The organism is Gracilibacillus ureilyticus, assembly GCF_900111195.1.
Lineage (GTDB): Bacteria > Bacillota > Bacilli > Bacillales > Amphibacillaceae > Gracilibacillus > Gracilibacillus ureilyticus.
Window position 1 is genome coordinate 352,494 of sequence record NZ_FOGL01000001.1, and the last position, 25,131, is coordinate 377,624.

A 25,131-nucleotide genomic window follows, 5' to 3' on the forward strand; every position below is an offset into this window, starting at 1 on the left:
TAATTACCAGAAGTTTATTGAAGCTGTATAAATGATGGACTGCCAGTTACAGAGGAAATAAAGGGGGGGACAAACAGGAATATAAAAACCGCCTCCCTAATGTGACGGGAGGCGGTACTCATTTTTATAAACAATTGATAATATTAATTTTTATATTTATCCAGTTTATCTCCAATCATGTCCCCTAATTGGAAACCTGATTGGTCATCATCACTTTCATACTGTTTGATTTCCTGGTCATTTTTCTCTTCTTCAATTTCCTTAATACTTAAGGAAATTCTCTTCTCAGCTTCATTTACTTCCAAAACTTTCACATCAACCTGCTGACCTACTTCCAGTACCTCTGCAGGTGTACCAATATGTTGGGTAGAAATTTGAGAAATATGAACAAGACCTTCAACACCTGGCAATACTTCTACAAAAGCACCAAAGTTAACAAGTCGCTTTACAGTTCCACTTACAACATCATTAACTGATATTTTCTCTGAAATATTGTCCCACGGACCAGGCAATGTCGCTTTATGTGATAAAGAAATTCTTTCTTTTTCTTTATCTACTCCTAATACTTTTACGCGTAAACTGTCCCCTTCAGATACAATATCAGAAGCTTTTTCTACATGGGTATGAGATAATTGCGAAATATGTACCAACCCATCTATACCTCCAATATCTACAAATACACCGAAATCAGTAATGCGCTGTACAGTACCCTCAATTTCTTGTCCTTCTTCAAGGTTCTCTAAAAGACTCTCTTTCTTAGCTTTAGCATCCTCTTCTAAAACAGCACGGTGTGATAAAATAATGCGGTTCTGTTCCTTATCCAGTTCCACTATTTTTAATGTAATTGGCTTATCCTGATAATCCGCAAAATCCTCAACATAATGTGTCTCAACTAAAGATGCAGGGATAAATCCTCTAAGACCTACGTCCACTACGAGGCCGCCTTTCACAACATCTTTAACTACTGCTTCAATTGTTTCATTTGCTTCAAATTTTTGTTGCAGATCTTCCCAAGCTTTTTCAGCAACGACAGCTTTTTTAGACAAGACGATTTCTTCGTCTTCCACTTTCTTAATCTGTAATTCTAGTTCGTCGCCTTCACTCACCACATCACTGGCTGTTTCTACCCGAAGTGCAGACAATTCACTTATAGGTACTATACCTTCTACTTTGTAGCCGATGTCAACCAGCACGTGTTTCTCCTCTACTTTGACTACTTTCCCTTTGACAATATCGCCAACGGAAAGCTCCTTGATTTCGGAAATTTCTTGGTTCATCTCTTCCATGACAAAGACCTCCTTCAAAATACAACACAAAAACATTTATGTGCTTTTTTCTAACTTCTAACATTTAGACCAATTTGTCAAGTTATATAGGTGAAGTTAGTGATTTTCTTTAATCTTTCTAATTTCTTCCATTATAACATCAGTAACCTCTTGAGCGGAAGCTTTTTTCTCTTTTAAACTGGTCATATTAATTGGTTTTCCATAAGATACGGTTAACGGCTTTTTTTTGCTGTAATCGCCAATAATTGCACAGGGAATAATGGCTGCATCAGATCTTAAAGCGAAAAATCCCGCTCCAGCCAATCCTTTTTTTAATTCCCCTGTCTTACTCCTTGTACCCTCAGGAAATAATCCTAAAACATTACCCTCTTTTAAAACTTCTAAACCTCTTCTTAATGCATTTCGATCCTTCATCCCTCTTTTTATTGGGAAAGCATGTACATTTTTTAAGATATACCCAAAAAATTTATTTTTAAACAGTTCTTCTTTTGCAAGGAAATGAATATCTCGCGGGCAGGTTATCCCTACTATCGGCGGATCAAAATTGGATATATGATTGGAACAAATAATTACAGGCCCGCTTTTAGGAATATTCTCCAAACCTATGGCCTGTACTTTGTATTTAGGTTTTAACCAGGTCTTCATCACAAACTTTCCAAATTTATATAAATTCATTCATTACACCTCTTGCTCAACTATTGTCAGGATTTTTTGTAAAACTTCCTCTATGGAAAGGGAAGTTGTGTCAATCTCAATTGCATCGTCCGCTTTTTTCAGAGGAGATGAAGTTCTTTCTGAGTCCATTTTATCCCTGTTCTTAATTTCTGCTTTTAGTTTCTCTAAATCTGATTCGATTCCTTTTTTTATATTTTCTTCGTGTCTTCTTTGTGCTCTTTCTTCCACACTTGCTACGAGAAAAATTTTTATTTCCGCATCTGGGATAACTCTTGTACCAATATCCCTTCCATCCATTACTACGCCCCTGTTCACAGCTAATTCCTGCTGTCTTTTCACCATCTCATCCCGCACTTCCGGAATGGATGCAACCTTAGAGACATTATTTGTCACTTCATTTGATCGGATATTATCTGTAACATTCTCGTTGTTCGCAAATACTTCAAAGTCGGGAGTCAATGTTATATCCAGTTTTTTCAGTATTTCCAGGATTTTTTGATCATCACTAAGGTCTACGTTCTCTTGGATTGCTTTAAAAGTTAAAGTCCGGTACATTGCTCCAGTATCAATATATATGTAATTTAAATGCTGTGCTGCCAGTTTTGCTATCGTGCTTTTGCCCGCGGCAGCAGGTCCATCAATCGCTATTGCAATTTTCTTCATTAATCAATACCTCTTTCTAACATTTATTATTTCATTTCTTTACGCTTTATCCTTAATTGCTCCAAATAACAAAATTTGATTATTTTCTGCTGATTTTGGATCGAAATATCATTAAATTTTACGGAAAGGATTCCTTTTGTTTCTTCTTTTTGGAACCTGACTACAGAACCTTGCAAATGTAAATATTCAAGAGTATTTTCCATCGGAAGTACTAACATGATATCAAGTGACTCCTCTTCGTTAAATTCCAGATTATTGTCCATATATACTGACAACCCGCCGCCGCTGATATCTCTTGTTACTCCCGTCACTGGAGAAAAATTGTCATAAGGACTTCTGATCGAAATATCTAACAAGGAGTCAACTCTGACAAATTCTCTTCTTTGAACTTTTTTCACTCTATCTTTATCATAGGAAAGAATAATCCCCGGAATATTATCAATCCTCTTACCAATAACTTTAGAAGGAAAAACGAAAACAGAATTGTTTTGAATATAGCTTACCTTTAATGCAACTCCCTCAGTAAAAAAAGCTGTCTTATCTGTCAGTTCATTAATAGGCAGATCAATAATTAGTTCTTCTTCCGCAGTTTCAATCACTCTGCAACGAAACGTCACCTTCATGTCTTGCACATTATCATTATTATAATTTTTACTTATTTCTTCAAGTTGTAAAAAAGTGCCGATTTTTATCAATTTGCATCCTCTTCCTACTATCAAATTTTCGTTTTATATTGGAGTATTTATTTAAATTAAAACGCTGCTCATCCTGAAAAGTTTTGCTTTAAATCCTGTAGGGGACCAAAAGTCTCACTTTATAGGACAATTTGTTTGCTAGTTTCTTTTTATTTTATCATAAAAAAAAGTGAGAAGGGAAAGACTTTCCTCCTCACATTCAATATTTTATTTCAGCTTGCTTCAACTTCTCCACACGCTCTTCTTTTCCTGATGCTGCATTGATGTATATTTTGTAAGTATCGTTTCCAAGTGTTCCTAAAAAGACATACACTAATACTTCCTCACCTGTATCGTCTTCAATAATAGCTAAATGGTGTTCCTGAATCTTTAAATTAGGATTTACTTTTGTTCTTGCCTCTTCTTCTGATACTTCTGGTTCCTCGATTGTTCTCTCACGGTGGTTCTCTACATAATCTTTAGCCACGAATCCAAGAATATCACCATCATCCAATGCAACTTTTATTTGAATGGCATCAGGATAAATCCAGACATCTCCCTGATTCGGTACGAAATGAAATACTCCGACATGATCATACTGATTACTTTCTATTAGAGCAAGCTCACCAAAATCCTTTCCGGCTAAATAATCTTTTGCTTTATTAGTTGCCTCATGCAGACTTATCTTAGATTCATTTACTTCCCTGTTAATCATTAAAGTGATAGGATAACCACCATATTGGGTAATATCAGCATAACCTGACCTGTTTTCATCCTGAAAGGAAGCACTTATTAATGGGACATTAGCACCATCACCTGTTTTACTTACATGGATCTCAGCACTTTTGTCTAAGTCAAACAATCTCCTCATTTTTGTGACAGCCTCATCTTCTGTTATTTTGTCACTGCCAAGCATGGAATAACCATCTTTTTTACTAGATGTTCCCATCATGCTCGCATTAATTTTACCTTCACTATAACCTTCCACTGTTTTTTCAACTGTTTTAAATCCATCAATAATCGTATTATCAGCTTGTTCATCATTATTAACAAGAGCAAGCTGAACATCCATCCATCTTAAATTTTCGTTCAAAACCATGTTTTGTACTTTTCTTAACTCTGATTCTATATCACTTGACATTTCATATAGCGCTTCGAATGTTTGCAGCTCATCATTAGTAAGCGGTTTTTTCTCAAGGTCTCTTACAGCTGCTTTATAGCTGAAATCTCCCATTTGTGACAGAAATTCTTCTGTTTTGTTAAATGGTAATAAAGTTAATGGCAGCTGTCCAACATTACTATGTGCCAAAGATGTAATTCTCCAGATCTCTGCCAGTTGCGGAGATAATTGCTCTCTGCTGTTCATCGCTAGTGATGAACCGATTTTATCATGCAGCAAATCCATATAATACGTTAAATCATGAAATGACCTTTGGTAATCATTTTCTGCTTGAATAAGTATCGCATTTTTTTCTTGATGTTCCTGGTAACCCCACACAGATACTCCTACCACTGTTAGACTTAGCAATGAAATTAATATCCATCGAAACATTCAGACACCTCCATATTACATACAGAATATATGTTTTCCAATTTGTTTGATTTGCGGCCTAGACCAGATCCATCCAGATGTAGCTGTATTTGGATTAAAATAATAGGTTGCTTCCCCAGTAGGATCCCATCCATTAATGGCATCCAACACTGCCCTTCTTGCAGTATCATTTGGTGTTAACCATATTTGTCCATCGCTAACCGCAGTAAAAGCTCTTGGTTCAAATATTACACCAGAAACAGTATTAGGGAATGTGGGGCTCTCTACCCGATTCAGGATAACTGCTGCGACAGCAACTTGTCCTTCATAAGGTTCGCCTCTTGCTTCCCCATATACCGCATTAGCCATTAATTTAATATCATTTTGTGAGAATCCTTGCGGTACATTGACAGCAGTGGGTTCTAATTCTGCAACTGTATCATTTTCTGCCGGAGTCTGAGTTTGCTGTTGATTCCCCTGATTCTGCTGATTGTTCTGTTCAGCTGGACGGTTTTGGTTCGTATTCTGTTGTGATTGTTTTTTATTATCAACCCCGCCATAATGAGAGAATCTGTTCCCTGACTGAATCTGCTGTTTCACAAACTGTCTATCATATTCACTGGCAGCCGCTAATTTTTGCTTTGTGCCTTCTCCAGCCAGACCGTCAATTTCCAACCCAAATTCATACTGAAAATTACGTAGAGCCCAATATGTTCCCCAGCCAAAAACACCATCTATTTCTCCATTATAAAACCCTAAATATTGTAGTCTAGCTTGTAATTCGATAACATCCTCTCCAGTTGCTCCATGCTGGATTACCTGATCTGTAAATGCATCTACCTGATTCTTTTCCGCAAAGAAGAATGGTATTGTTAATAAAAGAAAAGCAATTACGCCAATTTTTAAATAATTCATCACCTTAACCTCCAATAAAAATCTCCTGCGTATAAGTTTTTACGAATTAACTGTTTTTTTCCTAAACATAGCTTTTATTGAAACTGAATTAATTATTCATTGGAAAATTGCAACAAAAATAAGAGTTATCCTTTTGACGTTAAGAATAACTCTTATATTTCGTAGTTATGCAATTTGGAATATTCATTTGCTTTTTTAACTTTTCGAAGACTGTATAGCCAGAGCACAATCATGAATGGCACTAAGCAATATACCCATGCCCGGGTAATTGAAACTAAGATAAAATCATAAGTGCCATGCAACAGAAAAGGTATAAAGAGTGCCAGAAAAACATGGAACTTTGAACGGTTACTTTTAAATTTTGCCCGGCCCAAATAATATCCCATAATAACACCAAATAATGCATGTGAGGAGACTGGAAAGATTGCGCGGCTGAATGCATACTCAATACCATGTGCGAACAGATATAATATATTCTCTACGGTGGCAAATCCTAAACTTATGGAAACTCCATAAACAATACCGTCATAAACATTAGAAAATTTCGAATATTTATATGTAGTAAACAGAAAAATAAACCATTTAAAAAATTCTTCGAATAATCCGTACAGAAGATAACTCTTAATAAATGGTGTTTGTGCAACCCCTTCTTCAATAAAAGCATATTGGATGAACATAATGGGAAACACTAATAATGCACCATACACAAATGTCCTGAAGATTGCGTGTACTGGTTCCAGTTCATATTCATCCTTTAAATAAAAAAAAGATAACAGTGCAAACGCAGGTGCCAACCCTGCTGTTAATAACGTAAACAAATATACACCTTCTTTCAGGGATGATAAAATACGTTTAAGAGGTGATTCTATGAAAAAACTGATTGTTATACATACTGGTGGTACCATCTCCATGCAGCAAAATGAGGAAGGAACTATTGAACCATCAAAACAGCATCCATTATCGAACCTGAATGAAACTAAGGATGTCCCTATTCACGAAATAGAGTTCTATAATTTACCATCGCCTCATATTAAACCGGAACATATGTTGAAATTATCCGATTTTATTAATGCACTATTAGCTGAAAATGAGGATATAGCAGGTATCGTTATCACACACGGAACGGATACATTGGAAGAAACAGCATACTTCCTTGAACTAACCTGTAAATCTCCTTTACCGATTGTTTTAACAGGAGCTATGAGACCAAGTAATGAAATCGGCACAGATGCAATATATAATTTTCAATGCGCGGTTCGCGTTGCAACTAGCAAGGAAGCTATCCACTCTGGTGTGCTTGTAGTAATGAATGACGAAATACACTCTGCAAGATATGTTACAAAAACTTCTACAAGTAATGTTGCTACTTTTAAAAGTCCGCCGTTTGGCCCATTAGGATTAATCCACAAAGACAAAATTATATTTTATCAAAAGTACCTCTATTCCGATAAATATACAGAAATACATGAGATTACCAAGGAGGTACATCTATTTAAAGCATACACCGGTATGTCTAATATTTTATTTCAACATTTAAATAAAAACAATACCAATGGAATTGTGATTGAAGCTTTTGGACAAGGAAATCTGCCTCCAGACGTTGTTCCAGTGCTGGAAACACTCCTGCAGCAGGGGATTACCATCGTTATTGTGTCAAGATGTTATAACGGAATTGTACAGCCAATGTATGATTATGAAGGTGGTGGAAAGAATCTCCAAAATTCAGGAATGATATTTACTAACGAAATTAATGGACCAAAAGCAAGGTTGAAGCTTCTGCTGCTGCTTCAAAAAGGAGCAGCAGCAGAAGAGATTCAATCCGCTTTTCAAGAGTAGATAATTAAGATAATTTACGCTTTATGGAGGATGCAATTTGTCCTCCATGGAACCTGCCATTCTCTATAAAGATCTCATTATTATCATAACCTGCAGCAATTACTCCTGCGATGTAGATATTTTCCACATTGGTCTCCATCGTATTTTCATTAAAGTTAGGTCTTCCTGTTTTTGGGTCAACAGTTATCCCCATATTCTTAAGAAACTGCTGATCTGGCTGGTATCCTGTCATTGCAAAAACATAATCATTTGGAATAGACTTAGAAGAACCATCAACTTCATATATAACTGATTCTTTTGTTATCTCTTTAACATTCGCTCTAAATTCCATTAGTATTTTGTTATGTTTGATAAGTGAGACAAATTCAGGTAAAATCCATGGTTTTACACTAGGAGAATAGTCATTTCCTCTGTATAAAACAGTGACATTTGCCCCAGCTTTATGCAATTCAATCGTTGCATCTACCGCTGAGTTCTTTCCGCCTATTACTACTACATTTTTATTATAATAGGGATGTGCTTCCTTAAAATAATGAAATACCTTACTCAGTTCCTCCCCTTTGATATTAAGTAAATTCGGCTGGTCGTAGTACCCTGTTGCAATTACCACAAATTTAGTAGAATACTCTTTATGGTTACCGTTCGAATCAACTGATTTTACTTGAAAAGCCCCTGTTTGCTCCTGGACCGATACTACCTTTTCAAAGTTATTGATTCTCAGATCTTTACGCTGTGCAACAGTACGATAATATGCTAATGCCTGATTCCTGACAGGCTTCTGTTTTTCAGTAACAAATGCCACATCACCAATTTCCAACTTATCACTGGAACTGAAGAAAGTTTGGTGTGTAGGATATCGATAGATGGAATCAACAATATTTCCTTTTTCTATTATAAGTGGTTGTATTCCTAAATTTTGCAATTCAATGGCAGCAGACATTCCACATGGTCCTGCACCTATAATTATCACTGTTTCTTCCTGCATAAATAAAACACTCTCCTTACAATTTAAATCAAAGCCATCCTCTGTACCTTATCGCTTCTGCTTGATTTTTCATTCCGATCATATAACTCGCTAAATACATATTGATATTTTTCTTTAAAGAAGTATACTTGGCCTCTTTAATTGCAAGATGTATAATATCTTTAAAATACTCCTCTATCTCTTTATCTGTAAACTTTTTGCCTTGTTTGTACTCCAACCATTCCAGATAGGCATATACAATTCCTCCATTGGTTGCCAATACTTCCGGAACCATTTCTATGCCTCTACTGTGCAAGTGGTTAATTGCTTCCTGGTCTAACGTATTATTCACCGTTTCTACAATAATTGATGTATTCAACTTTTTAGCAATATTTACATTAACTTGTTCCTGTTTTGTTGTTAAAATAAGTAAATCACTTTCTTTTTCCATAAATTCATCTATCGAAATTGATTCATCAATAAATCGCGTGACAATACCGAAATGGTCTTTCTGTTTTAATATTTCTGGTATATTAAGACCATCCGGATGATAAACTGCATTTTGAGGATCGGAAATTCCCACTACTTTCACACCTGAATCATTTAACATCCGGGCTAAGTAGCTGCCAATGTTACCTGTACCGTGTATCATCACTTTTGTTTCCTTTAGCGGCAGGTTGTATTCATCAATCAATGCATGAATCGTATGATAAACACCTTGTTCTACAGCTGTCTGTTTATTGTTAATACCTCCAAGTACAAAAGGTTTCCCGGCAATAAAATTTGGATTCATTCCTGTATGTAATCTGCTGTATTCATCCATCATCCATGCCATCATTTGCGGATCGACAGCAGCATCTGATGAAGGAATATCTATATTCGGTCCGATAATATGGTGGATGGACCTGATATATCCTCTGCATAGCCTTTCTGATTCTCTGAAAGATAACTCCCTTAAATCACACACTATTCCCCCGCTGCTTCCGCCAAGTGGTATCTGTAAATTACTTGATTTTACACTTCTCAATATAGCCAAGGCAGCAATCTCTTCTTCTGTAATATTTGGTCTAAAATGAACATTTCCCTGGGTAACCCCAAATACATCATGGTGCTGAGCACGGTATCCCGTAAAAATTTTCACCGAATCATCATCCATTCTTACAGGAAAACGGATTCTCATTATTCTCGTTGGTTCTTTCATTAGTTGATATACTTCGTCAGGATATCCTAACTGATCCAGTACATCTTTCATCATTGATTGAAGATGTTCATAACTGCTTCTCAATAAGTTTCACTCCTAATGCAAAAAAATGCCACTTTAATCATTATACTATTTTATATTCTCGTTGTGAAATATCTGACAGTATGGACTATTTTGTTATTTATGTATGGGAGAAACATAATCATTAATTCCGAGAAATAAATAAAGATGATTTTTATCTTTAAAGCATACTACTGTCATTTTACTCTGCACTTTTTTATTTTTCTAGCAATTCGCATCTACATCTGTTTATAGATAAACAGGCATAGGACAATCCCGGTACTACATATGATGTAATGGTATTAAAAGGAAAGGAGCAGATCATCTTGCATTCAACTATGAAGTGTTATACACCATATATCAGTCCATTTGATCCATGTCCCCCTGTATGGAAGAAATGTTATTCTACACCACCTAATTTGTACATTACTTTCCAGCCTATGCATTCTAACCAATTTGCTACTGCTGAAGAAGCTCTGTATCACGGTACATTGTGGCCTTGTCTATATGACCCCTATTATCCCAAAAGGGCAGGTGATGAAAATTGACAATGCCGGAGAATTACTATAAGTTGCTGGAAAAAATACAGGCTGTAGACTTTGTGCTTGTTGATTTAACTCTATACTTGGACACACATCCAGATGATTTAGAAGCAATTAAACAGTTTAACCAGAAGTCATATGAAAGCAGACAGCTTAAGGCGGAGTTCGAAAGGCAGTTCGGTCCTTTACTACAGTATGGTTTAAGTTACTCCAGTTATCCATGGAACTGGAAAGACGCACCATGGCCCTGGCAGGTTTAAAGGAGGTATTAGAAAGTGTGGGTTTATGAGAAGAAATTACAATATCCTGTAAAAGTAAGTACATGCAATCCCCGTTTAGCCAAATACTTAATTGAACAATATGGCGGGGCAGATGGCGAACTTTCGGCGGCATTACGTTATCTCAATCAGCGCTACACTATTCCAGACAAAGTTGTCGGGTTACTAAATGACATTGGAACAGAGGAATTTGCTCACTTAGAGATGATTGCCACAATGATCTATAAATTGACAAAAGATGCGACACCGGCACAGCTTGAGGAGGCAGGACTTGGCGAATACTATGTGAATCATGATCAGGCCCTGTATTATCAAAATGCCGCAGGTTCACCTTGGACTGCAACTTATATTCAGGCAAAAGGTGACCCAATAGCAGATTTATATGAAGATATTGCGGCAGAGGAAAAAGCCCGAGCCACATATCAATGGATAATTGATTTATCGGATGATCCTTTCTTGAATGATTCACTAAAATTTCTAAGGGAAAGAGAAATCGTCCATTCCCAACGATTCCACGAAGCAGTAGAAATTTTAAAAGAAGAACGGGATCGCAAAAAAATATTTTAAACTGCTGGAAGTCTTTCTTTCACATAGAATAGAAGGGCTTCTACTTTTTCGCGACAGGAATAAACAACCTTGTGCCGACGACAATCGTATTATCCTGAATATCATTTGCCAATATTATTAGCTCGACTTTTTCTTTATCATTATAATATTGCTGGGCAATTGAAAATAATGTATCATCTGATGTGACCGTATGATACACCCCCTCTTGAAATTCTACTTTATTATTTTCATTTAAATAAACTTGCTCTATAGGAATGTTCTGTTGCTGATCCGGTAATTTTGAAGTAAGAAGAGAATCGCCCCAGAATGGAAAAAAAAGAATAACTATTACAATAAATAAGAATACTACGAGAAGAACACTGATTAAGTGTATTTTCTTTCTTTTCTCTCTTTTTCTCTTCTTCTGATGGATAGCACTTCTTGGTGGTAAGCCCTTTTCCTTTTGATCCTTGTCTTCTCTGTCTTTCACTAAATCTCGCAAGGAAGAGGCTTGATCGTCTAAGTTTGGTTTCATACACTACCCCTCCGTTATTCTAATAATCATTCTGCATCAGTTTGCTCGCAAGTTTTTCCTCCCATAATTGATAACTTTTTTTATGCTTGATCAACGAGGGCTGCCAATATTCCCATTTAAAATCACAGTAGTCACAACACATCCCTAAAGGCTGCTGGACTCCTGATTGAAAGTGTTCATACAGAGCGACTCTTCTGCAATTTGTTCGGTTTATCCAATCGACCATTTCATACATTTTTTTATGCTTGTAGATTTGTCTTTCCCAAATAGTATCTCTTATTGATTTAACGAAATCGTTTATATTAATTTTTTCTACATTAATTTTATCATTTATAATGATATCGTGCACTTCTAATTGATATTGAAAAAAACGCCACTGTATTTCATTTTCACCTGATACTTTGAGAAAGTAATCTTCCAGACTTGTTTTTTCTGTTAAACGATTATCAATAATGTACTTTACCGCATTTTCAATCAATGATATGTCGGGAAGTTCCGATTCAATTAAATGTCTGGAGATATGCTGATCGGTTTCATGAAAATATAACAGACTAACACTTTCTTTCCCATCTCTACCTGCTCTACCTACTTCCTGGATAAAAGATTCCAGTTGTGATGGAGCATGATAGTGAATGACTAGACGTACATCCATTTTATTGATACCCATTCCGAAGGCACTCGTACAGCAAATAATATCTAACTGATTGGCCATAAATTGCTGCTGGATTAATAAACGGTCTGTTGTATCCATAGCTCCATGATAGTAAGCAGTTTTTAGATCAGCCAATTCATTTTGAAGGTAAGCTGACATATTTTCAGCTTCCTTTCTGCTGGAAAAATATATCATAGTCGGAACAGGATATTTTTCTAATGTCCCAACAATATCTTTCTTTTTCTCTGAAACCTCCGCAACTTTTTTTACCACGAAAGAAAGATTCGGTTTATCCATTGGATAAATGTATTTATTGCAATCTCTCAATTCCAATAAATCAATAATGTCTTCTTGTACTTCAGGTGTTGCTGTTGCTGTTACTGCCAGGACGGGTGGTGAACGTAACTCTTTATGAACATCGGTCAGCCGTAAATAATCAGGCCGAAATTCATAACCCCATTGGGAAATACAGTGAGCCTCATCTATAACAAACAGTGATAAATCGATTTTCTTCAACTGAGTAATGAAGAATGAATTTTGTAACATCTCAGGTGAGGTGAAAACAAGCTTATATTTGTTTAAATTTTTCATAGAATACTGTTTCTCATGTTTTGAAGTCATACTGTTAATCGCCACTACATCTTTCATGCCAAAAGATTTTAGTTCCTTTATTTGATCAGTCATCAGGGAAAGTAATGGTGAGATAACCAGGACAGTTCCCTTCATCAGCAGAGCTGGCAGCTGATAACATATGGACTTACCGGTACCAGTTGGCAAAACAGCAAGTGTATGCTGACGGAACAAAACAGATTGAATTATTTCTTTTTGACCTGTACGAAAAGTATTATAACCGAAAAAACGTTCTAAATAGTCTTCTAAGGAGGTGTCATACATAAATTTACTTCCCTTCTTACAACGGTTTGTGCCATAACGCAATGACCAGTTTAATCTGAAAATAGGATATATGTTCTGGCAAGAGTGATTTTAATATTTTTAACTGCTTAGTATTTGTCTTTTCCATCACTTCGCTAATAGTGTTATATATCTCTGTACCCATATGTCTCGTCCATTCCACTTTTTCTGCATATGCTATTTCAATGATATGGTCCTGGATTGTGCTCTCCTTAAGACTTCTGTATGCAGCAATTTCACCAATAGTGTGACCTCTACTGTATAATTTGTATGTAGCTAAGGCCGACTCTGTTACTGGAAGATCGCTTTGCTGATTAATTATATACGGGAAAACATTATATTTATCTGGATGCTTAGATTCATCCAACATCAAATGGACAACATTCATTAAATAACAATGAACATCTTCCTTAGTCATAATATATTTTGATGCAAGCTGATGCTGACTTAAACCAATTTCCTTAGCAGATGTAATATGATCCGTAAAAATCTCGATACTGGATTGGGGAAGACGATTCACTGTAAAACACTTATACAAATCCCCGTATAGATCCCTTAATAAGATCGAAATGTCGAGGTCTTTTTGCTTTAAAAATTGTTTGACATTACTTTGAGCGGAAGAATTATCAATAACAGGAATAAATCGATAATTATTAACAAAAATATTTGTAGCGGTTTGAATAAGAAGAATTAATGTCGCTAAAAATGGTGGTGCCATTCGCTCGAAAACCATCCCTCTAAAATGCAAATCTTGATATTGCTGTGCCTGTACAGTTAAGTGATACTTTCCTGCATCACTTAACTGCGCAAAACCCTGCTTATTATATACTATATAACTTTTTTGAACCAGATTATCAATTGCATTGTTAAAGTCTACTCTTTTTAATGAACGATAGACCCCAAAATAATCCGTTAGATTATATAAATGACTGTCCTGGATTGTCTGGGTAGACTTTTTCCCTGTTAATAAATAGAATATATTAGCAAGTGAGCGTTCCGCTTTTAAAGCTTTGATACAATGTAACAGAATATATTGAAACATAATAATATCCTCCATCTTCCCTTCATTCTATCAAGGTTAATTGAAAAGATAAACTTATTTTTTTTCTTATTTTCATATGGTATGATTAATGAAACATCTAGGAATATAAAGGAGAATAAATGATGCCCTATTTCACGTGGGTAGACAAAGAAACATGTATTGCCTGTGGACTTTGCGGAGCAATTGCCGAAAATGTCTTTGATTATGATGATGAAGGACTGGCATATGGAAAGCTCGATTGTAATAAAGGCACCTCCCCGATTCCAACAGAGGATGAAGAGGAATTTATGGAGGCGTATGAATCGTGTCCAACAGAATCAATAAAAAAGCAATCTTCTCCCTATAGATAAAAGCAACTAGTACTATCTGCACTAGTTGCTTATTTACACCTTCTCTATTTAATAAACCGGATTTATTATATCAGGAACTTCAAGTGGTTGGTTTAATTGATACATACCAGCCTGCTCAATATTTATGTCGAAATGAACTTGTTTAAAACCAAAACTTTTTGCGGTGAACATAATAGCTTCAATCATTGTTACAGTCCCCTGATTATTCCCAATTAGAGGTGAATGTATGGAGACTGTAATTACATTTTCCTCATTAACAACATCAATTTCAGCATCGCCTGGTATTACTCCCCTTACATGAAATGCTTCTTCATCTTTCTTCATTTCCTCCAATGCACCAATAAATGATTCCACCTCAGAATTGGAAACAGGAACCAGCCAAAACGGCGACCCTTCCTTATATTGGTATATCTTATAGAAGGTATTTGTTCGGTAGTCAGGCGAAAAATGATTATCCTGTTTAGTAAAAGGGTGATTACCAGTTAAAGTAACCTGTTCTATACGTAAAGGTGCAAGAATATCTTCCAGCATATACCGAAACATCTGGTAATTGGCACTACTAGATAAATCTGATTCTATGCTATTCATCTCAATCTCTGCCTGCTGTTCTTCTTCCCTTATAAAAAATTCAAAAGTATCAAACCCGAGAGCAGAAAAGCCGTTCTCTGACAAAGATATATAATTACTGGCATTATTATAAATTGTTTTCAGGTCATTATCCAATTCATCAGTATCCCGAAAAGAAATTGGCACGGTATATTGTGCATCTTCCGTTGCCCATGATGTAAAAACTACCTCGTCAAGTTCCATCTCAGTATCTAACCGGTATACAAAATTATCCTGATCAATATAGTGAAACAGTGAACGGTCATCCTCTGGAGGAGCAAAAATAGTACTGTTCTCTGCCACATTCTCTTCAGTTCCTTTATCTTCTAAGCTTGATTCTTTCATTAGTTGTGAATCCTGGATCTCCGTTTCACTAGATTCCGATGTAGCAGATTCCTGTCTGCTCTCCATATCTGAACTGCTACTGAAAGGAAAATCATCTATGCCGTTTACAATGATCAACAAGAGGAGTAAACAGCCAGCAGCAGCTAATGTCGGAAAAACCCACAGCTTTCTGTTTTTCTGTTTTAGTAATGGTTCATTTACTTCTGTTTGGACTTTTTGATAAATATATTCTTTATCTCGTTTATCCTTGATTGAAGGCAGTTCTACTAACATTTTCTCGACTTTATTTTTTGTATCAGGATGATTTGCTGCCATTTTACACATCCTCCTTCTCATCAGCATTCCCCATCTTCTGCTGCAAAAATTTCACAGCTCGATGTTGCGTTGTTTTTACTTTGCTTGTCGACCAGCCTAATATATCCGAAGTTTCCTGGATGGTAAATTCCTGAAGGTATCTTAAGATAATAACCTGCTTTTGATCGATTGTACAATGATCTAAACAGTTATACAGCCGTTTCATCTCATCATCCAGTAGTGCCACTTCTTCAGGAAGAGGATGATTGGAAGATAATGTTTCGTCAGCTTTTGACCAGTTAAAGAAACTTATTAAGCGATTCCTTTTTCTTTTTAATTTCCTAAAATAATCGTAAGTTACATGTCTCGCAATGGAGAATAACCATGTTTTCTCGCTGCTGTCACCTTTAAAATTATGATATGAACGTATTACGCGTATATAGACCTCTTGAACTATATCCTCGGTTTCCTGTTTGTTTTTAACCATATAAAATACAAATTGGTACAGATCCTGATGATACCGATGGTAAAAATCATCAAAAGTGGCCTTCACGGGTAGACCCCCTTTACTAATTAAGTTGTCGATTTATATGAAAAAAAGTTACAACAATCCTGTAACTTTTTATCTGAAACTATTTCTCTATACGAGCCTTCACTCGCTCCGAAGTTAATATTCTGTTAATTATCGGAAATAACAATATAACGAACATGATATTCCCTAATGCGTGAAAAGTATTAAACGGCAAACTTGATAAGAAATATGGCAGGAAACTGCCACTATAAGTGAAAGTACCAATATCCAGTATGAATCCATATAAATATGCTGCAAAAAAACTGTAAAGCGAAACAGGAATAAGGGGGTTCTTCCATTTGCGAAGTTTCAACATTCCTGAAAATAAACCGACTATCCCCCATCCAATTATCTGCCAGATTGTCCAAATCCCCATTCCCAGTAATAGGTTAGATAGATAAGTCGAGACAACTGCTAGTAAAGTAGCGGAATATGGTCCAAGAAAGAAACCAGTTATTACTACAATGGCAGTGACAGGCTGAATATTAGGCAGGAATTGAAAAAAAAATCTGCCTGTAACTGCCAGTGCAGATAAAAGAGCCAGAATTGTAAACGTATGTATGTTTATACGCATTACTCTACATTACCTAAATTAAAAACTATGTCATCTCCAGGCTTTAACTGGTAATCATTAGCACCCGTTGTAGCCGGCTCCCCATTAATATTGTATAACCAATATTTATTTTCCGTAACATTCTGCTCATAACCTTCAATTGAAGTTATGAATCCCTCGTCGGATTCTATTTCAAAGTTTTCTTCCAACAAATCCATCAAATTCTTTTCTTCATTAATCTCAATATCTTTTTCTGCAATTATTTCTTCCTCAATAGAGATTGTAATTTGGGCTGTTTCGCTTACATCTTTATTTGGAATTTCATCCTGTTCCGCTGCAGAACAGCCTGCTAAAATAAACATACCTAAAAATATTGCGGTTATCATTTTGTACCAGTTTTTCATAAAATTTTACCTCCTTAAAGAATAGGAGGATCTAACATTAGGGTAGATAGTGGATCATTATACTACCTGCAATGCTCAATCCTCGAAGCATTCGCTTTTTATGAATCGGCAGGTCTCCTGACTTGTGCATTTTCCTACTCCGGGTCTTCTCATACATTCGTACAATGACTATTCCGTTTCGTGAACACTTACAGTTGCGAGGACAGTTCTGGATTTTCACCAGTTTCCCTATTAAGTAGAATTACACCAATACATAATAAAATTACTTAATTTCAAACTTGTAACCGACTCCCCACACCGTTACAATCATTTTTGAGGCATCCTCGGATACTTTGCTAAGTTTTTCCCGCAGTCTTTTCACATGGGTATCCACTGTTCGAAGATCACCAAAAAACTCATATTTCCAAACCTCTTTCAGTAATTCCTCCCGATCATAAACTTTGTCAGGAGCTTTAGCCAGAAATAAGAGCAGCTCATATTCCTTTGGTGTTAAACTCACTTCTTTATTGTCTGCCAGAACACGGTGGGCATCATTGTCAATCACTAAGTGCGGAAATTCGATCATATCCTTGGAACGGTTTGACTGGTTGGATACAGATTGACTTCCAGTTCGTCGCAGCAAGGCTTTCACACGTAAAACTACTTCTCTGGGACTAAACGGTTTTACAATATAATCGTCAGTTCCAGCTTCGAAGCCATGTATTCTGCTAATCTCTTCACCCTTTGCTGTTAACATCATAATAGGAGTTGCTTTTTTCTCTCTGATTTCTTTGCAGACTTCTAAGCCGTCTTTGCCTGGCATCATGACATCTAAAAGAATAACTTCGTAATCATTATTCAATGCTTTATGTAAACCTTCTTCACCATCTTCTGCCTCTTCTACTTCATATTCTTCTCTTTCTAAATACATTCTTAATAGTCGTCTAATTCTTTCTTCGTCATCTACTACAAGTACTTTTCTGTTTTCCATTAACAATTCCTACCCCCTGTCCCAATAATAGTATATACGGAAAAAGTACAAGGGACAATTATCTCTTGTACTTTTATGAATAAATTTTACATAATTAGATTATGCGTAAGAGTGAAGGCCTGCAAGCACTAAGTTCACTACAATCAAATTGAACATAATAATAGCGAAACCTACTACAGCGAGCCATGCTGATTTTTCACCATGCCAGCCTCTGGTTAATCTCAAATGGAGGAAAATAGCATAAAAAAACCATGTAATAAGTGCCCAAACTTCTTTAGGGTCCCATCCCCAATACCTATTCCAAGCTTCCTGTGCCCAAATGGCAGCAAAAATTAATCCTCCCAGTGTAAATACCGGGAAACCAATTGCGACAGCTCTGTAACATACTTCATCCAACAGTTCAGGGTTTGCTTTATTTAAGAGTGGCTGGATAGCCTTTGCTACACGTTTTTTTAGTATGAGTAAAGTAATACCATAAAGAACAAGTCCAACTAAAAGTGACCAAACTAATGTATTTAATTTTTTTGATGCTTCTACTCCATGCAGCCATTCGGGAGCAGGAATTATTCCATCCATTTTATTTTCTGTTATTAGTGTACCATTATAAGGCCCGATAATTGCAGGTAATGTGTATTCCATTTCCACTTGTTGCTCATCTACTTCCAGTTCAAAGGTAGCAGAATAATCTGCAAGCGTAAATCCCCATGATATGACAGCAAAACCAATGGCAGAAAAAATAGAATAGATAATTACTTCTAACAGAAAATTACGGCCAGTTAAACGTTCTTGACTAATTTGTTTAATAAGATAAATTATCCCTGCAACAAAACTGACTGCCAGAATAGCTTCACCTAAAGCAACAGTTGTCACATGTATGTATAACCAATGACTTTTCAGAGATGGTACGAGTGGTGAAATTTCCTGAGGGAATACACTGGCATATCCTATAATAACTAATGTGACAGGTAAAGCAAACAATCCAAGCATTTCAATACGGTATATAAAATATAGAATAACAAAGGCCAGGACAAGCATCATACTAAAGAAAGTTACAAATTCAAACATGTTACTTACCGGTGCATGCCCACTCGCAATCCATCTTGTAATAAAATAACTAAGTTGTGTTAAAAATCCAATAATTGTAGTGCTTAGTGCTAATAAATGAAGTTTAGTAAACTTTTTTTCATGTCGCTTATCCTTGATAGTGGCAGCAAATAATACTGTTGAAATAAAGTAAAGGACAAAAGCAGCATATAATAGTACACTGCTCCAAAATAATAAATCCTCCATCGGTGTGACCCTCCTTCGTTTTGCATTCTTTTTATTTATCTTTGGTCACTTTATTTTCCTGGTCTTCTAACATTTCAAAATTTGTGTTTTGCATGATCTTTTCTACTTCTTTATTCATACCAAACCAATTTTTATTTGTATGGCTTGCGATGTATAAAGTCCCATTTTCTGGATGAATCCATATTCTCCGATGCTGCCAATACATGCCTTGAATAACACCTATCATAAATATAAAGGCTCCTAATCCAAGCACTGGCAGTGTAAGGTCTTTTTTAAGATTTAGCCCACTAACATCCCTTACATCAATACCTGTTAATCCTATCCTGTACTGATTGGATTGGGAAGGATCAAGATTCTGCCTTATACCAATAAAACTGACTTCAGGCTCCTCTTCTCCTGGTGGATAAACAAAGAACACAAATGCCGGGTTACGCGGGTAATTTGTTTGTGATCGTGGTGTCCCATCGTCATCCAGCACATAATCAGGATAATATTTGTTTATTTCAATCTTAAATCCGTTATCAAAGGTATAAACCCGCTCTGGATCCGCAAAATCTACAGTAAACTCAAGCAAGGACTGCTCTTCAGGATCATCAGTTTCATGCAGTTTGAATGACATACTTTGAAACTCATTCAGTTGATATTTACTCTGATATAAAGCAAAACCATCAAACTTAATCGGTTCATTTACGATGGCAGATCCCCTTGTAACCTCTTCCAACGTCGGTTCAGATCCTATCACACCTTCTGATGTATCTTTATAAATTATTGCTTTTGTTTCATAATGTTTTGCAACAACGGTACCTTGCCGTTCCAACATTTCGCTAAATTTCGCATCTTCCTCATCATCACCGTAAGTTTCAAAGATAAAATCCTGATTCTCCACATAATATTTTTGTCCTGTACCCGGAATTATTTCTGTTTCTCCTTCTCTCACCCATATAAATTCATCTACATACATATATGGAACAAAGTGAAGCAATGTACCAATTAAAAAAATAATAAGTCCAGTATGATTGACATATGGGCCCCACCTTGAAAATCTACCTTTTTCTGCAAGAATATGTCCATCTTTTTCATAGATTTTGTACCGGTGTTTCTTTAAGTTGGCTTTTAAGGTATCATAATCTTTTGGACTGTATTGAGAATAGTAGCCAAACAGTTTTTGTCTTTTCAGGAAATTAATATGCCTTTTAGGATTCTGATTCTTTAGTGCTTTATACAACGGAATACCCCGGTCTAAACTTACAATAAAGATAGAAATGCCAATAAGAGCAATTAATATCATATACCACCAGGAACTGTACAATTCATGGAAACCCAGTTGATAATATATCTGCCCGAATATTCCATACTGATCGCGATAATGTACTGCAGGTTCTACGGTTGACGGAATATAAGGACTTTGAGGGAAAATTGTTCCAATAGCAGATGCTATTAATGCTATTGCTATCAGTGAAACCCCTACTTTGATGGATGAAAAGAAATTCCATATCTTATCTACAATCGAAGTGTTTCTAGTTTTGGACCGAATCGCTCTTCCGTCATACCTCATGTTTAATAAATTAGTATTATTGTCTTTATCGAGCGGCTTTCCGCAATTATTACAAATCGCAGTGCCACTTGAATTTTCGTATCCGCATGCCTCACACTTAATTACATTCATAGATACCCCTCGTTATTTCGTAAAATTAGCTTGGTTCAATTTTCTGTAAATATCCTTCTAACTTTTCCAAGGTTAATTCACCAATCACACGTTCTACAACTATTCCATTCTCATCAATGAAAAACGTAGTAGGAAGCGGTCTGATCCCGTATGCGTCCATCACCTGGCTGTTTTTGTCATGTAAAACAGGAAAAGTCAAATCAAACTGATCTACAAACTGGTTTATCACTAATTCTGTAGCATCAACACTTACCGCAATGATTTCTACACCCTTATCTTTGTATTCAGGATAGAGAGACTCCATATACGGCATTTCCCGTTCACATGGTTCACAATAGGTTGCCCAGAAGTTTAGCATAACTCCTTTTCCTTTTAAATCAGAAAGCCTCAACACATCTGATTGATCCCCGTTCAAGTGAGGTAATTGAAAATCCGGTGCCTTATCACCAATATCTAAGGTTTTATCATCAGCAAATAAATTGGAAATCACTGCAAATAACAAAGCCCCAAATAAAAGAACTAAAATAGAAGTCCGATAAATTAATCGATTTCTTTTTTTTGTTTGCTTTGATGTATTTGCTTCATCTACTTTACTCAATACACTCACTCCCCCCTGGATATTTTACCATGTATATGACATGAGATTGTGACATTTATTTAACAATTTTATTTGCAGACTTTATTAGCTGATCGACTTCATGTGGTGTTAATTTGCGGTATTCGCCCGGCTGCAGACCTTCTAAAGTTAGAAATCCGAATCTTTCTCGTCTTAATTTCATTACAGGATTTCCAATAGCCTCAAACATTCTCCTAATTTGACGGTTTTTACCCTGGTGCAAAATTATTTTAATGATCGCTGTTTGCTTTTTTTTATCAATTGACATGATTTTTACATGCTTAGCCTTTAAGGTATCACCATCTGAACGTATCCCTTTTTTGAACTTCTCTAAATCTTCTTTGGCAGGTATCCCCTTAGATTTGACAATATATTCTTTATCCATGCGGTATCGGGGATGTAATAGTAAATTCATGAAGTCACCGTCGTTCGTCATGATAATTAAGCCGGAAGTATCATAATCTAATCTTCCCACAGGGAAAATCCTCTCTTCCAGACCTTCAAAAAAATCAGTAACTGTTTTTCGGCCTTTATCGTCAGAAGCACTCGATATTACGCCTCTCGGTTTATATAAAAGATAATAAACAGGCTGCTCCTTTTCTATAGGAACATCGTTTACTTCTATTTCATCCTGATTTGTAACTTTTACCCCGAGTTCTGTAACCACTTTTCCATTAACTTTTACTTGTCCACTTTCAATCAGTTTTTCTGCTTTTCTTCTTGAAGTAATTCCACTTTTCGCAATCACCTTCTGCAGTCGTTCACTCATGTATTCACACTCTTTCTTCAATGTAATTTAAGTTGGTTTGAAATAAATTTTTACCCAATAATGAAAAGGAGCGCTAACACATTTGTTAACGCTTCTAAGCAAAAATCCACGATACTACAATTACCGATATAATTATACCAATAAAATCAGCGATAAGTCCAACTTTAAGTGCATCCCCCATTCTTTTAATTCCTACAGCACCGAAATAAACTGTAAGAATATATAAAGTTGTGTCAGTACTTCCCTGCATCGTTGAAGCAAGTCTTCCCATGAAAGAATCCGGACCAAATGTCTGGATAATTTCTGTTGTTACACTTAATGCTGCAGTACCGGAAATAGGCCGAATAAATGCCAGTGGTGCCATTTCAGCAGGAAAGCCCACTTTCGCCAAAATTGGATCAATTAACTGAATAAATGCATCTAAAGCTCCTGAACTTCTTAAAATTGCTATAGCGACAAGCATGCCCAGTAAAAACGGCAGAAGAGAGATAGCCATTTTCAAACCGTCTTTACCGCCTTCCACAAATAATTCATACGCCGGGAGCTTCTTCGCTGTTGCAACAAGGAGAATAAGCAAAATAATACAGGGAATCAGCCAGATGCTAATCGTTGTGATCCATTGTATCATAGGGAATGTAACTCCCTTCTCTTCCTTAGAAACTGATCAATTAATAAAGCAGAAACAGTAGTTACTACTGTAGCTATTAGAGTAGTTCCAACTATTTCAGTTGGTGCCTGTGATCCATATTGCATCCGGATAGCAATAATTTGTGTAGGAACTAAGGTGATACTTGAAGTATTAATAACTAAAAATGTAATCATCGAATTACTGGCATAGGTAGCAGAATTATTCAACTTTTTCATTTCTTCCATTGCTTTAATTCCCATCGGAGTGGCAGCATTCCCAAGACCGAATAAATTGGCACTGAAATTAGCTAAAATATAGCCCATTGCAGGATGATCCGGGGGAATCTCAGGGAAAATCTTAGATACGACAGGCTTAAATAACCTGCTCAGTCCCCTTAGTATACCCGCTTTTTCAGCAATTCTCATCATCCCTAACCAGAAAACCAGAACACTTGTTAATGCAATCACAAGTGTAATGGCATCATTAGCTCCTTTGAAAACAGCTTCGTTCACTTTATCCATCGTACCATTCAGCATAGCATAAATGATACCAGTACATGCCATCACTGCCCAGATGATATTAACCATCATGATCACCAAATAAATGCGAGATCGCGGATAACATTCCTGACCAGAAATTATAATGATCCTCTTCTTTTTCGGTGTCTGACACCCGGTATATTGAAGTTTCCGCTATCTTCTCATCATTTAAATAATACACTTTTTTCGCAAAATGACTGTCAATAGATGGGTCGTTTTCCGTAAGAAAGGTTTTAGTTTCGATATGCTCAAATTCACCTTCTCTTAATGGATAATAAACGTCTCTGTTAATTTCACCATGAATTACTTCGCCGGCTTTTTTTTCGAATGGGAAAATTCCTTTCGATTGTATCTCTGTTTGTGCAAAGGTCTTAAAACCCCACTCATACATCTGGATGTGGTCATTCCAATCATTCGGCCCATTTAATGTAACGGCAATGAGAGTATGACCATTTTTTTCAGCAGATGTTACTAACGTTCTTCCGGCAGCTTTTGTATAGCCTGTCTTGCCTCCATTACAATAATCGTACAGGGAAGTTAATAGTTTATTTTTATTTGCCCAGGCATAGTCACGCCCATCCGCTTTAAAAGATGTGGTCCCTGATATCTTTGCAAATGTATCATTCTCCATCGCATAACTCATTAAAAGGGCCATATCATAGGCTGTTGAATAATGAGTATCAGAGTCCAGGCCGTGTGGATTATCAAAATGTGTATTTGTCATTCCGATCCAGCTCGCTTTTTCGTTCATCAGATGGACAAAGCCTTCTTCACTGCCACCTACCTGCTCACTTATAGCAACTGCTGCATCATTTCCTGACCTTAACATGAGCCCATATATTAGTTCTTCTAATGTAAATTGATCATCCTTTGTCAAATAGATGGAAGATCCTTCCGTACCTATGGCATGGTTACTGATTTTAACATTATCACTTAAGTCACCTGATTCAATCGCAACTATTGCTGTCATTATTTTAGTAATACTTGCGATCAGCGATTTTTCATCAGCATTTTTTTCAAATAATACTCGTCCAGTTGATTGATCAATTAAAATAGCACTGTCAGCTGATACATTAACATCTGCTTTCACTTCAAGTGCCGAAAAAACTAATGTAAAAAGTAATACAGGTATAATTATTACTTTACGCATCATTTCCCCTCATCTTCTCCCATCCAATGAATACAGTTTTGTACCATTGTATGCAAGAAAGACAAGCA

Annotated in this window: 29 protein-coding genes and 1 riboswitch; of the genes, 5 read left to right on the top strand and 24 right to left on the bottom strand. The window is 36.2% G+C overall.

What is annotated here, in order from left to right; genetic code table 11:
* Window positions 1–143: 143 nt before the first annotated feature.
* From rpsA to prsW, 7 genes are all read right to left on the bottom strand, one after another.
* A complete protein-coding gene (gene rpsA, locus BMW36_RS01760; RefSeq protein ID WP_089738365.1) occupies window positions 144–1,286 on the bottom strand; it encodes a 30S ribosomal protein S1 in 1,143 nt (380 codons plus the stop codon).
* A gap of 96 nt (window positions 1,287–1,382) precedes the next feature.
* Complete coding sequence (locus tag BMW36_RS01765; RefSeq protein WP_089738367.1) at window positions 1,383–1,961, bottom strand: lysophospholipid acyltransferase family protein; 579 nt, start codon at window positions 1,959–1,961, stop codon at window positions 1,383–1,385.
* A gap of 3 nt (window positions 1,962–1,964) precedes the next feature.
* Window positions 1,965–2,624, bottom strand: a complete 660-nt coding sequence (gene cmk / locus BMW36_RS01770; protein WP_089738369.1) for a (d)CMP kinase — start codon at window positions 2,622–2,624, stop codon at window positions 1,965–1,967.
* Between the two features lie 26 nt (window positions 2,625–2,650).
* A complete protein-coding gene (locus tag BMW36_RS01775) occupies window positions 2,651–3,319 on the bottom strand; it encodes a flagellar brake protein (RefSeq protein WP_175480323.1) in 669 nt (222 codons plus the stop codon).
* A gap of 199 nt (window positions 3,320–3,518) precedes the next feature.
* The gene (ypeB, locus tag BMW36_RS01780; protein WP_089738373.1) at window positions 3,519–4,850 is read right to left on the bottom strand and encodes a germination protein YpeB; all 1,332 of its coding nucleotides are present in this window, start codon (window positions 4,848–4,850) and stop codon (window positions 3,519–3,521) included.
* 15 nt (window positions 4,851–4,865) lie between these two features.
* A complete protein-coding gene (sleB, locus tag BMW36_RS01785; protein WP_089738375.1) occupies window positions 4,866–5,744 on the bottom strand; it encodes a spore cortex-lytic enzyme in 879 nt (292 codons plus the stop codon).
* Between the two features lie 152 nt (window positions 5,745–5,896).
* Window positions 5,897–6,562 (bottom strand): glutamic-type intramembrane protease PrsW, encoded by a 666-nt coding sequence (prsW, locus tag BMW36_RS01790; protein ID WP_089738377.1) that lies wholly within the window; start codon window positions 6,560–6,562, stop codon window positions 5,897–5,899.
* A gap of 49 nt (window positions 6,563–6,611) precedes the next feature.
* Between prsW and BMW36_RS01795 the strand changes: the two genes are divergently transcribed.
* Window positions 6,612–7,580 (top strand): asparaginase, encoded by a 969-nt coding sequence (locus BMW36_RS01795; protein ID WP_089738379.1) that lies wholly within the window; start codon window positions 6,612–6,614, stop codon window positions 7,578–7,580.
* A gap of 4 nt (window positions 7,581–7,584) precedes the next feature.
* Here the strand turns inward: BMW36_RS01795 and BMW36_RS01800 are convergent, their stop codons facing one another.
* Complete coding sequence (locus BMW36_RS01800; protein WP_089738381.1) at window positions 7,585–8,565, bottom strand: YpdA family putative bacillithiol disulfide reductase; 981 nt, start codon at window positions 8,563–8,565, stop codon at window positions 7,585–7,587.
* A gap of 28 nt (window positions 8,566–8,593) precedes the next feature.
* Window positions 8,594–9,829 (bottom strand): Glu/Leu/Phe/Val family dehydrogenase, encoded by a 1,236-nt coding sequence (locus tag BMW36_RS01805; protein ID WP_089738382.1) that lies wholly within the window; start codon window positions 9,827–9,829, stop codon window positions 8,594–8,596.
* 272 nt (window positions 9,830–10,101) lie between these two features.
* Between BMW36_RS01805 and BMW36_RS01810 the strand changes: the two genes are divergently transcribed.
* The 3 genes from BMW36_RS01810 to BMW36_RS01820 are packed head-to-tail and all read left to right on the top strand — an operon-like array spanning window position 10,102 to window position 11,192.
* Window positions 10,102–10,353 (top strand): spore coat associated protein CotJA, encoded by a 252-nt coding sequence (locus BMW36_RS01810; RefSeq protein ID WP_217640945.1) that lies wholly within the window; start codon window positions 10,102–10,104, stop codon window positions 10,351–10,353.
* A gap of 2 nt (window positions 10,354–10,355) precedes the next feature.
* Window positions 10,356–10,607 (top strand): spore coat protein CotJB, encoded by a 252-nt coding sequence (locus BMW36_RS01815; RefSeq protein ID WP_089738853.1) that lies wholly within the window; start codon window positions 10,356–10,358, stop codon window positions 10,605–10,607.
* Between the two features lie 15 nt (window positions 10,608–10,622).
* On the top strand, window positions 10,623–11,192 hold the full coding sequence (locus tag BMW36_RS01820; RefSeq protein WP_089738386.1) for a manganese catalase family protein: 570 nt from the start codon (window positions 10,623–10,625) through the stop codon (window positions 11,190–11,192).
* Window positions 11,193–11,232: 40 nt separating this feature from the next.
* On the opposite strand, the gene BMW36_RS01825 is transcribed toward BMW36_RS01820, so the two are convergent.
* The 3 genes from BMW36_RS01825 to BMW36_RS01835 are packed head-to-tail and all read right to left on the bottom strand — an operon-like array spanning window position 11,233 to window position 14,312.
* Entirely contained in the window at window positions 11,233–11,706 is a 474-nt protein-coding gene (locus BMW36_RS01825; protein ID WP_089738388.1) for a LysM peptidoglycan-binding domain-containing protein, read from the bottom strand.
* A gap of 19 nt (window positions 11,707–11,725) precedes the next feature.
* Window positions 11,726–13,252: a RecQ family ATP-dependent DNA helicase gene (locus tag BMW36_RS01830; protein ID WP_089738390.1), complete on the bottom strand. Its 1,527-nt coding sequence runs from the start codon at window positions 13,250–13,252 to the stop codon at window positions 11,726–11,728.
* Window positions 13,253–13,268: 16 nt separating this feature from the next.
* On the bottom strand, window positions 13,269–14,312 hold the full coding sequence (locus BMW36_RS01835) for a YpbB family protein (RefSeq protein ID WP_139180274.1): 1,044 nt from the start codon (window positions 14,310–14,312) through the stop codon (window positions 13,269–13,271).
* A 122-nt stretch (window positions 14,313–14,434) separates the two neighbouring features.
* Here BMW36_RS01835 and BMW36_RS01840 point away from each other — a divergent pair, with 122 nt between their 5' ends.
* Complete coding sequence (locus BMW36_RS01840; RefSeq protein ID WP_089738395.1) at window positions 14,435–14,662, top strand: ferredoxin; 228 nt, start codon at window positions 14,435–14,437, stop codon at window positions 14,660–14,662.
* A gap of 48 nt (window positions 14,663–14,710) precedes the next feature.
* Here BMW36_RS01840 and BMW36_RS01845 read toward each other — a convergent pair whose 3' ends face one another.
* The 12 genes from BMW36_RS01845 to BMW36_RS01900 all read right to left on the bottom strand — a co-directional run bounded on the left by BMW36_RS01845 (window position 14,711) and on the right by BMW36_RS01900 (window position 25,066).
* Entirely contained in the window at window positions 14,711–15,928 is a 1,218-nt protein-coding gene (locus BMW36_RS01845; protein WP_089738399.1) for a hypothetical protein, read from the bottom strand.
* A gap of 1 nt (window position 15,929) precedes the next feature.
* Window positions 15,930–16,460 (bottom strand): RNA polymerase sigma factor SigX, encoded by a 531-nt coding sequence (locus BMW36_RS01850; RefSeq protein ID WP_089738401.1) that lies wholly within the window; start codon window positions 16,458–16,460, stop codon window positions 15,930–15,932.
* 79 nt (window positions 16,461–16,539) lie between these two features.
* A complete protein-coding gene (locus tag BMW36_RS01855; protein ID WP_245711552.1) occupies window positions 16,540–17,052 on the bottom strand; it encodes an ECF transporter S component in 513 nt (170 codons plus the stop codon).
* On the bottom strand, window positions 17,052–17,435 hold the full coding sequence (locus BMW36_RS01860) for a DUF4430 domain-containing protein (RefSeq protein WP_089738403.1): 384 nt from the start codon (window positions 17,433–17,435) through the stop codon (window positions 17,052–17,054). The genes BMW36_RS01855 and BMW36_RS01860 overlap by 1 nt, the downstream gene beginning before the upstream one ends.
* A gap of 90 nt (window positions 17,436–17,525) precedes the next feature.
* A riboswitch (cobalamin riboswitch) is annotated at window positions 17,526–17,701 on the bottom strand.
* Window positions 17,698–18,405, bottom strand: coding sequence for a response regulator transcription factor (locus BMW36_RS01865; RefSeq protein ID WP_089738857.1), 708 nt, complete (start codon window positions 18,403–18,405; stop codon window positions 17,698–17,700). (Overlaps the previous riboswitch by 4 nt.)
* A gap of 99 nt (window positions 18,406–18,504) precedes the next feature.
* A complete protein-coding gene (gene ccsB, locus BMW36_RS01870) occupies window positions 18,505–19,695 on the bottom strand; it encodes a c-type cytochrome biogenesis protein CcsB (protein WP_089738405.1) in 1,191 nt (396 codons plus the stop codon).
* Window positions 19,696–19,726: 31 nt separating this feature from the next.
* Window positions 19,727–21,361 (bottom strand): cytochrome c biogenesis protein ResB, encoded by a 1,635-nt coding sequence (gene resB / locus BMW36_RS01875; RefSeq protein WP_089738407.1) that lies wholly within the window; start codon window positions 21,359–21,361, stop codon window positions 19,727–19,729.
* Window positions 21,362–21,386: 25 nt separating this feature from the next.
* Window positions 21,387–21,959 carry a thiol-disulfide oxidoreductase ResA gene (resA, locus tag BMW36_RS01880; protein WP_089738408.1) on the bottom strand — a complete coding sequence of 191 codons (573 nt, stop codon included), beginning with the start codon at window positions 21,957–21,959 and terminating at the stop codon, window positions 21,387–21,389.
* A 55-nt stretch (window positions 21,960–22,014) separates the two neighbouring features.
* Window positions 22,015–22,746 carry a pseudouridine synthase gene (locus BMW36_RS01885; protein ID WP_089738410.1) on the bottom strand — a complete coding sequence of 244 codons (732 nt, stop codon included), beginning with the start codon at window positions 22,744–22,746 and terminating at the stop codon, window positions 22,015–22,017.
* Window positions 22,747–22,840: 94 nt separating this feature from the next.
* Complete coding sequence (locus BMW36_RS01890) at window positions 22,841–23,374, bottom strand: spore maturation protein (RefSeq protein WP_089738412.1); 534 nt, start codon at window positions 23,372–23,374, stop codon at window positions 22,841–22,843.
* Window positions 23,371–23,961 (bottom strand): nucleoside recognition domain-containing protein, encoded by a 591-nt coding sequence (locus tag BMW36_RS01895; protein WP_089738415.1) that lies wholly within the window; start codon window positions 23,959–23,961, stop codon window positions 23,371–23,373. Before BMW36_RS01895 ends, BMW36_RS01890 begins: the two co-directional genes overlap by 4 nt.
* Window positions 23,954–25,066, bottom strand: a complete 1,113-nt coding sequence (locus BMW36_RS01900) for a D-alanyl-D-alanine carboxypeptidase family protein (RefSeq protein WP_342707241.1) — start codon at window positions 25,064–25,066, stop codon at window positions 23,954–23,956. Before BMW36_RS01900 ends, BMW36_RS01895 begins: the two co-directional genes overlap by 8 nt.
* Between the last annotated feature and the right edge of the window lie 65 nt (window positions 25,067–25,131).

Excerpts from the sequence above, each read along its gene's own strand:
- sleB (WP_089738375.1), bottom strand. The coding sequence starts at position 5,744 with ATGAATTATTTAAAAATTGGCGTAATTGCTTTTCTTTTATTAACAATA.
- rpsA (WP_089738365.1), bottom strand. The coding sequence starts at position 1,286 with ATGGAAGAGATGAACCAAGAAATTTCCGAAATCAAGGAGCTTTCCGTT.
- BMW36_RS01855 (WP_245711552.1), bottom strand. The coding sequence starts at position 17,052 with ATGCGTATAAACATACATACGTTTACAATTCTGGCTCTTTTATCTGCA.
- BMW36_RS01900 (WP_342707241.1), bottom strand. The coding sequence starts at position 25,066 with ATGATGCGTAAAGTAATAATTATACCTGTATTACTTTTTACATTAGTT.
- BMW36_RS01795 (WP_089738379.1), top strand. The coding sequence starts at position 6,612 with ATGAAAAAACTGATTGTTATACATACTGGTGGTACCATCTCCATGCAG.
- BMW36_RS01830 (WP_089738390.1), bottom strand. The coding sequence starts at position 13,252 with ATGTATGACACCTCCTTAGAAGACTATTTAGAACGTTTTTTCGGTTAT.
- cmk (WP_089738369.1), bottom strand. The coding sequence starts at position 2,624 with ATGAAGAAAATTGCAATAGCGATTGATGGACCTGCTGCCGCGGGCAAA.
- BMW36_RS01765 (WP_089738367.1), bottom strand. The coding sequence starts at position 1,961 with ATGAATTTATATAAATTTGGAAAGTTTGTGATGAAGACCTGGTTAAAA.
- BMW36_RS01810 (WP_217640945.1), top strand. The coding sequence starts at position 10,102 with ATGGTATTAAAAGGAAAGGAGCAGATCATCTTGCATTCAACTATGAAG.
- BMW36_RS01825 (WP_089738388.1), bottom strand. The coding sequence starts at position 11,706 with ATGAAACCAAACTTAGACGATCAAGCCTCTTCCTTGCGAGATTTAGTG.
- BMW36_RS01860 (WP_089738403.1), bottom strand. The coding sequence starts at position 17,435 with ATGAAAAACTGGTACAAAATGATAACCGCAATATTTTTAGGTATGTTT.
- BMW36_RS01895 (WP_089738415.1), bottom strand. The coding sequence starts at position 23,961 with ATGGTTAATATCATCTGGGCAGTGATGGCATGTACTGGTATCATTTAT.
- ccsB (WP_089738405.1), bottom strand. The coding sequence starts at position 19,695 with ATGGAGGATTTATTATTTTGGAGCAGTGTACTATTATATGCTGCTTTT.
- BMW36_RS01815 (WP_089738853.1), top strand. The coding sequence starts at position 10,356 with ATGCCGGAGAATTACTATAAGTTGCTGGAAAAAATACAGGCTGTAGAC.
- BMW36_RS01890 (WP_089738412.1), bottom strand. The coding sequence starts at position 23,374 with ATGATACAATGGATCACAACGATTAGCATCTGGCTGATTCCCTGTATT.
- resB (WP_089738407.1), bottom strand. The coding sequence starts at position 21,361 with ATGAATGTAATTAAGTGTGAGGCATGCGGATACGAAAATTCAAGTGGC.
- BMW36_RS01840 (WP_089738395.1), top strand. The coding sequence starts at position 14,435 with ATGCCCTATTTCACGTGGGTAGACAAAGAAACATGTATTGCCTGTGGA.
- BMW36_RS01865 (WP_089738857.1), bottom strand. The coding sequence starts at position 18,405 with ATGGAAAACAGAAAAGTACTTGTAGTAGATGACGAAGAAAGAATTAGA.
- ypeB (WP_089738373.1), bottom strand. The coding sequence starts at position 4,850 with ATGTTTCGATGGATATTAATTTCATTGCTAAGTCTAACAGTGGTAGGA.
- BMW36_RS01845 (WP_089738399.1), bottom strand. The coding sequence starts at position 15,928 with ATGGCAGCAAATCATCCTGATACAAAAAATAAAGTCGAGAAAATGTTA.
- BMW36_RS01835 (WP_139180274.1), bottom strand. The coding sequence starts at position 14,312 with ATGTTTCAATATATTCTGTTACATTGTATCAAAGCTTTAAAAGCGGAA.
- BMW36_RS01800 (WP_089738381.1), bottom strand. The coding sequence starts at position 8,565 with ATGCAGGAAGAAACAGTGATAATTATAGGTGCAGGACCATGTGGAATG.
- BMW36_RS01885 (WP_089738410.1), bottom strand. The coding sequence starts at position 22,746 with ATGAGTGAACGACTGCAGAAGGTGATTGCGAAAAGTGGAATTACTTCA.